Annotated in this window: 4 protein-coding genes, 1 tRNA gene and 1 riboswitch; of the genes, 4 read left to right on the forward strand and 1 reads right to left on the reverse strand. The window is 59.8% G+C overall.

The genetic code is table 11. The features are described 5' to 3' along the window. Positions 1-67: 67 nt before the first annotated feature. Entirely contained in the window at positions 68-1246 is a 1179-nt protein-coding gene (locus tag OKC42_RS06575) for a sensor domain-containing diguanylate cyclase (protein WP_270819276.1), read from the reverse strand. Between the two features lie 372 nt (positions 1247-1618). After that, positions 1619-1706, forward strand: a riboswitch (cyclic di-GMP riboswitch). A 104-nt stretch (positions 1707-1810) separates the two neighbouring features. On the opposite strand from OKC42_RS06575, the gene OKC42_RS06580 reads away from it, so the two are divergent. The 4 genes from OKC42_RS06580 to OKC42_RS06595 all read left to right on the forward strand — a co-directional run bounded on the left by OKC42_RS06580 (position 1811) and on the right by OKC42_RS06595 (position 10338). Beyond that, positions 1811-4423 (forward strand): glycosyl hydrolase family 18 protein, encoded by a 2613-nt coding sequence (locus OKC42_RS06580; protein WP_270819277.1) that lies wholly within the window; start codon positions 1811-1813, stop codon positions 4421-4423. 73 nt (positions 4424-4496) lie between these two features. Further along, positions 4497-7478, forward strand: a complete 2982-nt coding sequence (locus tag OKC42_RS06585) for a M66 family metalloprotease (protein WP_270819278.1) — start codon at positions 4497-4499, stop codon at positions 7476-7478. Between the two features lie 79 nt (positions 7479-7557). After that, positions 7558-9474: a glycoside hydrolase family 19 protein gene (locus tag OKC42_RS06590; protein WP_270819279.1), complete on the forward strand. Its 1917-nt coding sequence runs from the start codon at positions 7558-7560 to the stop codon at positions 9472-9474. A gap of 788 nt (positions 9475-10262) precedes the next feature. Beyond that, positions 10263-10338: transfer RNA gene (locus OKC42_RS06595), tRNA-Ala, on the forward strand.

Consider the following 10338-nt stretch of genomic DNA (forward strand, 5'->3'; position numbering starts at 1 on the left):
TCTTGGCGGGCCTGCCAACCGGTTTCCCCCAGCTTCTCTCTTGTGCTTGCAAAGCGGCCCTTCCGGGCTAGTGATTAATGCTCTCCCCGCTTGCTGGCATCTGTGCCGCACGCTGCTCTTTGTGGTGCCGCTTGTGTTGATACATGTCGGCATCGGCTCTGGCAAACGCGGCGGCAAAGTCGCCGCGATAGGGGGCCATCCCCATGCTGCACGAGATAGTGGGAGAGGCGCTGGCCAGCATGGTGGTCAGCCTGATCATCGCCTGTTGCAGTTCGGTCGGTGTCAGAGTGGTGAGCAGCACAAACTCATCCCCGCCGAAGCGGGCGGCAATCACCCCCTGACCGAAGTGCTGGCGTATGCCATCTGCGATAAGGCGCAGGGCCTGATCACCGGCCAAATGGCCACTGCTGTCATTGAGCTGTTTGAGATTATCCATGTCGATCAGCAGCAGGGTGCCTTCCGGTTGTGCTTGCAGAGCGAGTTCGAATTGCTGGCGATTGGCGAGTCCGGTCAGCTGGTCGGTATTGGCCAGCTGATAGATGCGGCGGGACTGCTGATAGATGGTGATGGCGTGGCGAATATCCCGCGCCAAGATCGCCATCAGGTGGCTGTCGTAGCGGGTAAAGGCATTACGTTTGCTGCTGTCCATATTGATCATGCCGTAGAGCTGACCATCGATATGGATCGGGGTCGCCAGCGTGGCCTGGATGGGCAGGTCGGTGCAGTTGACCAGCAGATCTCTGTCCTGTTCGGACAGGGGCATGGTGGCATTTATCTTCGACAGGTCGTTGATCAGCAGTGTTTTGTTGCAGCGCCCCTGAGTCAGCTTGTACTGAAAGGTGTGCTCCAGCGGCAGATTGATCCGCCGCAGTTTCACCAGATCCATGCCGATGGCCGCTTCATATCTCAACATGCCTGTGCCCGGCAGCAGCTTGATCAGGCAGCCCATCTCGGCTCCCGGGATCAACATCACGGCTCGTCTGAGCAGATCCTCCAGAAAGGCCTCTTCGGTCTGGTATTGCGCCGAGTTGCGGGCCAGCTCGGCGGTGGTTTCGTTGATCTTGAGCGCCTCACTCAGATGCTGCCACTGGCGGTGCAGATGGTAGCGGTAGTGGCGATAGAGCCAGAAGGTGCAGATAAGGTAGCTCTGGACTAGCAAGGTGCTGGCAAGCGGCGCCCTTTGCCAGCCATTGAGGCTGTTGATAAGCCAGATCATCCCGGCCAGTGGCAAGGCATAAATCGTCAAACGAACAAATTTGTCGTATCTGGATAACCGGGGGCGTGAGGGCAATTCGCTGGGCATGAAGACACCTGCTGGCCATGCAAAGCGGCGATTATAAATTCATTAGTTGCGATACAGATGGGTCTTTTGTCGCATATTGTTCTTACTCATTGATTTTTCTCAATTTGGTGTGATGCAGATCAAAAAAATGGTGTGAGGTATCTGGTTGGAGGTGATGAGATTAGGTCTGCATATCCGGCTGTTTTTTAAACATTAATTTCTTGAAAGTGGGTAATTGTCGGGGTTGGTAACTGGTGGGCTGGCAATGGTCCGATTTGCTTACTTATCAGAATTACCCTACAGTCAATCGGCGATTATTTATCGCCAGAAATAACGTTGTGACAAGGGCAAACCGATTGAAAAGTCGGGACGCAAAGCTTCCGGTCTAAGGGTCAAGACGACCTAGGATAGCGGGGCCACCACAGTAGAATGCAGGCTGCCTTTGCCAAGGGGTGGCCGTTTTTGTGTCACCTGTCGTGTTGCGTTGCCCTTTCGTTTTTTCCATAACGAAACGAAAAGGAAAGCAATATGCTAAGTCCAAAACCCGCACTGCTGGCTATGATGGTCGGTACCCTGCTCGCCTCCTCCGCCGCTTATGCGGCAGCTCCCGGCAAACCCGCTATCGGTTGGGGCCCCACCAAGTTTGCCATCGTCGAAGTCAGCCAGTCCGCGACCGCTTATAACGAGCTGGTCAAGGTGAAGGATGGCGCCGATGTGACCGTCACCTGGAATCTCTGGAACGGCGATATCGGCCAGAGTGCCAAGGTGCTGCTGGATGGCAAGGAAGTCTGGTCCGGTCCCGCTTCCGCCGCTGGCACTGCCACCTTCAAGGTGCACAAGGGGGGCCGCTATCAGATGCAGGTCGCGCTGTGCAACGGCGACGGCTGTACCCTGTCTGATGCCAAGGAGATCGTGGTCGCCGATACCGATGGCAGCCACCTTGCGCCGCTCAAGCCTGCCCTGCAGGAGCACAACAAGCCTTACGTCAACAAATCCGGCAAGGTGGTCGGCACCTACTATGTGGAGTGGGGGGTCTATGATCGCAACTTCACCGTGGACAAGCTGCCAGCCCAGAACCTGACCCATATCCTCTATGGCTTCACCCCGATCTGTGGCGGTGATGGCCTCAACGACAGCCTCAAAGAGATTTCTGGCAGCTTCCAGGCGCTGCAACGTGCCTGTACCGGGCGCAAGGATTTCCAGGTCGCCATTCACGATCCCTGGGCCGCGCTGCAAAAAGGGCAGGGGTCACTGGTCGCCTGGGATGAGCCCTACAAGGGCAACTTCGGTAACCTGATGGCCCTCAAGCAGGCCTATCCGGACCTGAAGATCCTCCCCTCCGTCGGTGGCTGGACCCTCTCCGACCCCTTCTTCTTCATGCATGACAAGGCCAAGCGTGACGTGTTCGTCGCCTCGGTCAAGGAGTTCCTGCAGACCTGGAAGTTCTTCGACGGTGTCGACATCGACTATGAGTTCCCGGGCGGCGACGGCGCTAACCCCAATCTGGGGGACAAGACCAAAGATGGTGAAACCTATGTGCTGATCATGAAGGATCTGCGCGCCATGCTCGACGAGCTGGAGGCCGAGACCGGTCGCACCTATCAGCTCACCTCCGCCATCGGTGCCGGTTACGACAAGATTGAGGATGTGGATTACAAGGCTGCCCAGCAGTACATGGACCACCTCTTCGTGATGAGTTACGACTACAACGGTGCCTGGAGCAATACCTCCCTGGGTCATCAGGCCAACCTCTATCAGGCCACCAACGGCTCGGCCAACAAGCGCTACAACACTGATGCAGCGGTTCAGCAGTTGCTGGCGCAGGGGGTCGACTCGGAAAAGCTGGTGATCGGTGCCGCCGCCTACGGTCGCGGCTGGAAAGGGGTGAGCGGATATCAGGGCAACGATCCCTTCACCGGCACCGCCACCGGCAAGATCAAGGGCACCTGGGAAGATGGCGTGCTGGATTATCGCCACATCGTCAACAGCCATATGGGCGCAGGCTGGGAGTACAACTACGACGAGACTGCCGAAGCAGCCACCCTGTTCAAGCCCTCCACCGGCGAGCTGATCACCTATGACGACGAGCGCTCGGTCAAGGCGAAAGGACAATACGTGCTGGCCAACAAGCTGGGCGGCCTCTTCTCCTGGGAGATCGATGCCGACAATGGCGACATCCTTAACGCCATGCATGAAGGTCTCGGTCACGGTGAAGGGGTCACTCCGCCAGCCAACAAGCCGCCAGTAGCCAACGCGGGCAGCGATGTGGCGGTGACCGGCCCGGCTACCCTGACGCTGGATGGCTCAGCCTCCCACGATCCGGAAAAAGGCTCTCTGACCTACAGCTGGAAGCAGGTTTCCGGTCCGCAAGCCGTGCTGGGTGATACCACGCAGGCCAAGGTGCGGGTCGATGTGAATGCCGTCAGTGCTGATACCGCCCTGGTATTCGAGCTGACGGTAACCGATGACCATCAACTGACAGCCAGGGATCAGGTAGTGGTGACCAACAAGGCGCCGCAACCCAACCTGCCTCCGGTGGTGACTTTGCCTGCCAGCGTCAAGGTGGAAGAGGGCAAGCAGGTGACCATCACTGCCAAGGCATCCGACCCCAACGACGACGAGCTGATCTACCAGTGGCAAGTGCCTGCCGGTATTACGGCGACCGGCCAGAACAGTGCCACCCTGGTGGTCACCGGCCCGGCGGTGGATACCGAAACCGCTTATGACCTCTCTGTGACCGTCTCCGATGGCGCACTCGATGCCAACGCGGCCACCCGTCTCACCGTCACGCCAATCAACGAAGGTGGTGAGGGGGGCTCTTGCAGCACCACAGATCCGGAAGCGGCCAACGTTCCCGCATGGCAGGCCAGCAAGGTCTACAACGGCGGTGACAAGGTGAGCCACAACCAGCTGGTATGGCAGGCCAAGTACTGGACTCAGGGTAATGAGCCGAGCCGCGCCGCCGATCAGTGGGCTCTGGTGAGTCAGGTTGAGCTGGGCTGGAACGCAGCCGTGGCCTACAACGGCGGGGATCTCACCAACCACAATGGCCGTCAGTGGAAGGCCAAGTGGTGGACTCAAGGCAATGAGCCGGGCAAGCACGATGTCTGGCTGGATATCGGGGCTGCAAGCTGTAACTGAGGCCTCCTCACCGATGACGGGGCATGGCGACATGCCCCTCATTCCCGGTAGCAATATGAACGAGAACCCGACAATGACCACAAATGTGACCCGAATCGCTGCCCTCATCATGGCAACCCTGGCGGCTGGCCCCCTGTCTGCCGCCACCTCGCCCCTGATATTCAATGACACGACACCGCAAAGCGATCTGGCGGGCAGTTTGGCTGCCAGCGTGCAGTTTGCCCAGAGCCAGATCCTGCCGTCTCATCCCAAGGAGGGGGATCGCCAACCCATCCTGACCAGCCTGCGCAAGAGTCTGCTGCTGGTGAAACCGCTCCAGGCCGACGGGGTGACCCCGATGACGGTGGAGGCCCGTGACGGCAGCGGCGAGCTGCTGGGCACCCTGACCTTGTCGCCGCCATCAGCACTGCCCGAGACGGTTTACCACCTCGTGGGGGTTCCCGAAGGCGGAGTGAGCTTCGTCCCGGAGAGCGGCAGCACTGCCGTCATCAGCAGCAGTGCTGATTTGGCCAAACTGAGCGACAAGAGCGGCGCCTTCCTCAAGGAGCGGCTCACTGGTCGCGCGCTGGTGGAGATCCAGACCGCCGACGGCCGCTGGGTTCGGGATATCTACCTGCCCGTGAGCCCGGAGCTGGAGGGGAAGATGGTGCGGATCCGCTCCAGCGCCGGTTATAACTCGACGGCCTTTTATGGTGAGCGACAGGTGACCGTCTCTCGTGGCCAGACCCTGCAGTTCAAGTTTGCCAATGGGCAGTGGTTCCGCGAGGGGGAGCTGGAGAACAACCGCATCACCTATGCAGCGGATACCTGGAGCGGCGAGCTGCCTGCCGAGTGGATCCAGCCCGGACTGAACCTCTCCGTTCGTCAGGGCAATCTCAGTGGTGAACTGCGTGACATCAAGGTCGGCGCCCCCGGCGAGCTGCTGCTGCACACCATCGACATCGGCATGCTCACCCCGCCACGGGATCGCTTTGCCTTTGCCAATGACAAGGAGGCCCATCGCGAATACTTCCAGACCATTCCGGCCAGCCGGATGATTGTCAGTCAGTATGCACCGCTCTCCCTGCCTGAGGTGATGCTGCCCAATGGCACCCTGCTGACCGATTTTGACCCGAGCGAAGGGGGCTGGCATGGCGGCACCATGCGCCAGCGCATCGGCAAGGAGCTTATCTCCCACGGCATCGACAATGCCAACTACGGCATCAACAGCAGTGCCGGTGAAGGGGAGGGAAGCCATCCCTTTGTGGCGGCCCAGCTGACAGCGCACAACAGTCGCGGCAAGTATGCCAATGGAGTTCAGGTGCACGGAGGTTCCGGTGGCGGTGGCATCGTCACGCTGGATGATTCGCTGGGCAACGAGTTCAGCCACGAGGTGGGCCATAACTTCGGCCTTGGCCACTATGTGGATGGTTTCCGCGGCTCGGTTCATCGCAGTGCCGATCAGCTCAACTCCAGTTGGGGCTGGGACAGTGACAAACACCGTTTCATCCCCAACTTCTCGCCGACCCGCACCAATGAGGATGCCTGTCTGGATGACCAGTGCCAGCCACCGTTCGATGGCCGCAAGTTTGGCCACGATGCGATGGCGGGCGGCCGCCCTCTCTCCGGCGCCAACCGTTTCACCCTCTATACCCCCAATTCGGCCGCCATCATCCAGCGTTTTCTGGAGAGCAAGGCGGTGTTCGATGCCAACTCGGCCACCGGCTTTAGCAAGTGGAACAGTGCGACGGCCAGGATGGAGCCCTATCAGCACACGATTGAGGGGATCGAGAAGGTCGATGCCCCCATGGATGCCCTGAGCGAGGGCGGACTGAGTGCCCTGCTGGCGGATTACGGCTTGGTCAGGGTCGCCATGTGGGATGGTCGCTGGACCCGTGATATCCGGGTGCCGATTGCCTCTGCGGACAACCGTGGGCGCAGTCTGACCATCGATCATGGGGCCGGTTACAACAGCCACCTTTTTATCAACGGCAAGGATATCCTGGTGAGCAGGGGCTTCAAGAAGAGCTTCACCTCGGATGGCCAGAGCTGGGTGGAGGTCTCCTCCATCGATACCAAGGTTGCGCGCAAGCCCGAGCAGTTCGGCGTGCCGGTGACCACCCTGGTGGGCTATTACGATCCGCAAGGAGCCCTGCGCAGCTACATCTATCCGGCTCTGCACGGCGCCTACGGCTTCACCTATCCGGATGACAGCAACACCCTGTCCGGCAATGACTGCCAGTTGCAGGTGGAGACCCGCGATGGTCTGCAGCGCTTCAGGCTGGCCAATCACAGAGCATCCAGCAGCGTCATGAACAAGTTCCACATCAACCTGCCCACCGCCAGCGAGCCCGGCCGCGCCACCATCCAGTGCCGTGGCCAGACACTGGTACAGCAGAGCTTGTTGCCACCGCAGCAGACTCTCTCCTTTACCGTCAACGGGCGGCCGCTGGAGCAGGGCGTGGTTGAGAACCAGCCTCCGGTGGTGACCGTACCGGCGCAGCTTGGCGGCATCGGCGGTGAGTGGCTGACCATCACTGCTGAGGCGAGGGATCCCGAGGGGGATGCGCTCAGCTACCGCTGGCACTTCCCTACGGGCTGGCAGGTAGAAGGCGAGACCAGTGCCAGCCTGCGTCTGCTACCGCCGGCTGTCACCACTAGTGAGCAGCATGAGCTGAGTGTGAGCGTCTCGGACGGGGTCCATCAAAGCGAAGGGCGCGTCGTGCTGACGCTGGCGCCCGTGGTCGACGGCTCTTGCAACACCACAGATCCGGAAGCGGCCAATGTTCCCGCATGGCAGGCCGGCAAGGTCTACAACGGCGGTGACAAGGTGAGCCACAACCAGCTGGTATGGCAGGCCAAGTACTGGACTCAGGGCAATGAACCGGGCCGCGCCGCCGATCAGTGGGCGCTGGCGAGTCAGGTTGATCTGGGCTGGAGCGCCGCTGTTGCCTACAACGGCGGGGAGCTGACCAACCACAACGGCCGTCAGTGGAAGGCCAAGTGGTGGACTCAAGGCAACGAGCCGGGCAAGCACGATGTCTGGCTGGATGTCGGGGCTGCAAGCTGCCCCTAGGTTGAGTCCATTATGAAGATTGCGGAGCCTGTTCAGGCGGGCTCCGCCTTTTGCCACAAAACCATAGAGAGCAACAATAATGAAAAAAAACCGCATCACCCTTCTGCTTGCCGGCATGATGCTGAGCGGCCACCTGTGGGCGGCCGAGGCATATGACATCAACAAATCCTATCCGGGCGGCAGCCAGGTCAATTACAACGGCCAGGTTTTTGAGGCCAAGTGGTGGGTCAACCCGGGTCAGACTCCCGGCATGGCGGCCGCCAATGAGTGGGATACCCCGTGGAAGCTTGTCGGCGAAGGGGAAGTGACCCCGCCGGATACCGGTGGCGATGACAAGCCCAATCCGCCGACGCCAACTCCGCCGGATGGCAGCACTACCCCCGTCTATATGAGTCAGGCCGAGCTGGATGCCAAAGAGAAGGCGCTGACCGACTTCCCGGCGATGGAAGCGGTCAAGGCTTCCATCGCTACCCGGGACAATCTGGTGGTCGAGGCGGTGCAGCCGGGCCGTGCCGACAACCCGGGCAACGTCAAGCGGGTCGAAACCCTGCTGAGCGAGAGCCAGTTCAACTACCTGTTCCCGCTGCGCGCCCCCGAGTACACCTATCGCGGCCTGTTGCAGGCTGCGGCCAAGTTCCCGGCCCTGTGCAGCGACTATAGCGATGGCCGCGATGCCGATGCCATCTGCCGCAAGACCCTGGCGACCATGTTCGCCCACTTCGCCCAGGAGACTGGCGGCCATGAAAACTGGCGCCCGGAAGCAGAGTGGCGACAGGCGCTGGTCTACGTGCGCGAGATGGGATGGAATGAGACCATGCGCGGCGGTTACAACGCCGAGTGCCGTCCCGATGTGTGGCAGGGTCAGCAGTGGCCGTGCGGTACGTTCGACAATGGCGAGTTCAAGAGCTACTTTGGGCGCGGCGCCAAGCAGCTCTCCTACAACTACAACTACGGCCCCTTCTCCGAGGCGATGTTCGGCACGGTGCGCACCCTGATCGACCGCCCCGATCTGGTGGCCGACACCTGGCTGAACCTCGCCAGTGCGGTGTTCTTCTATACCTATCCGCAGCCGCCCAAGCCCTCCATGCTCCATGTCATCGATGGCACCTGGGAGCCGAATGACCATGACAAGCAGAACGGTCTGGTGCCGGGCTTCGGGGTCACCACCCAGATCATCAATGGTGGGGTGGAGTGCGGTGGCCCGGTCGAGCACGCCCAGTCCCAGAATCGCATCAATTACTACCGCGAGTTTGCCAACTACCTCGGGGTGGCGGTGCCATCCGACGAGGTGCTGGGTTGCAAGAACATGAAGGTGTTTGACGACAATGGCGCCGGTGCCTTGCCCATCTATTGGGAGCAGGACTGGAGCTATGTGGCAGAGAACCCCAACGGCGGCAAGAGTTACGCTTGCAAGCTGGTGGGCTACCAGACCCGTTTCAGCGCCTTCAAGGCAGGGGATTACAGCCGCTGCGTTCAGCACTTCTATCCGGAGGTGGTGATCGAGGATAACGGCGGTGGCACCAACCTGCCACCGGTGGCCAATATCACGGGCCCGGCGCAGGCCGAAGGTGGCAGCAAGGTGACCCTTTCCGGCCAGCACTCCAGCGATCCGGAAGGCAAGCCGCTGACTTATGCCTGGACAATCCCAGCCGGTGCCTCTGCCCCGGCTCTGGATCAGGTCACTCTGGAGTTGACCCTGCCCAAGCCGACCAGCGATACCAAGCTGGAGATCAAACTGACGGTGACCGATGAAGGGAGCTTGAGCCGTAGCGCCACCCATAGCCTGCTGGTGAAAGGGGAGGAAGGGGGCGTAACGCCGCCTGACTATCCCGTCTATAAAGAGGGGACTCCCTACAAGGCGGGCGAGCGGGTCAGCAACGGCGGTGCCAGCTACGAGTGCAAACCGCACCCCTACACCGGCTGGTGCGCAGGTGCTGCCTGGGCCTATGAGCCGGGCAAGGGTACGGCCTGGGCCGATGCCTGGATCAAGCTCTGAGCCGTTTCAGGGTTACAAGGCTTACCGATTAGCCAGCGCACTATCTGGTGTAATCACAGTCTGGAGCAATAAAAGATGGGGCCTGCGGGCCCCATTCTTGTTTGGTGGAGTTCAGGTTTGGCCGTGGAACATCTGGCCCGGACAGGACAGCGCCTCGAAAGGGCTGTGTGATGATGTGTGTTGTAGTTTTATTACGTTTTCCGTGAAAGGCTTTCAGCAATTACTTGCCGTAGCGGAAGTAGTATTCACGGGTGGAGGGGGCATAGGCATCTTTCTCTACAACGCCGTTCTTGGTGGTTGCACCGCGCAGGTGGAACAGGACTGCCAGATTCTCAAACATGGTTTACCTCATCGCTCTGTCATTTATGGTTATGGTGTGTGACCTAGGTCACGGTTTGATCCTATGGTCATTTGTGAGCCAGATCAACTTTCTGTGTTGTAAATTTACAAAAATCATGGAAAGGGTTTTCAAATGCAATGCCCTTTATGGAAAGGCTTTCCCGAGGTGACGGGGGAGAAGCTGACGATCAGCCTGCAAAAGATGCTTGAGAGCGGGGGCGTTGCACGGGGAAAGAGGCTTGCTGCACGGCCTCTCCTTTATAGGTGCTTGAGCCGATTTATGACACAAAACAGAGAGATAGCACGCGTCTTGCTGGTAAAAACAGCGAACTGCTGCAATTTTGACTAAACGAATCAGTCGCGGTTATTTTAGGGTTGACAGCAAAGCGGGTGATGCCTATCATGCGCCTCCGTTGCCGGAGATAACTTCGGTGGCGCCGAGGTGAGTTGGGGTTATAGCTCAGCTGGGAGAGCGCTTGCATGGCATGCAAGAGGTCCGCGGTTCGATCCCGCGTAGCTCCACCA

This window comes from Aeromonas sp. Y311-2 (assembly GCF_027706025.1).
GTDB lineage: Bacteria > Pseudomonadota > Gammaproteobacteria > Enterobacterales > Aeromonadaceae > Aeromonas > Aeromonas veronii.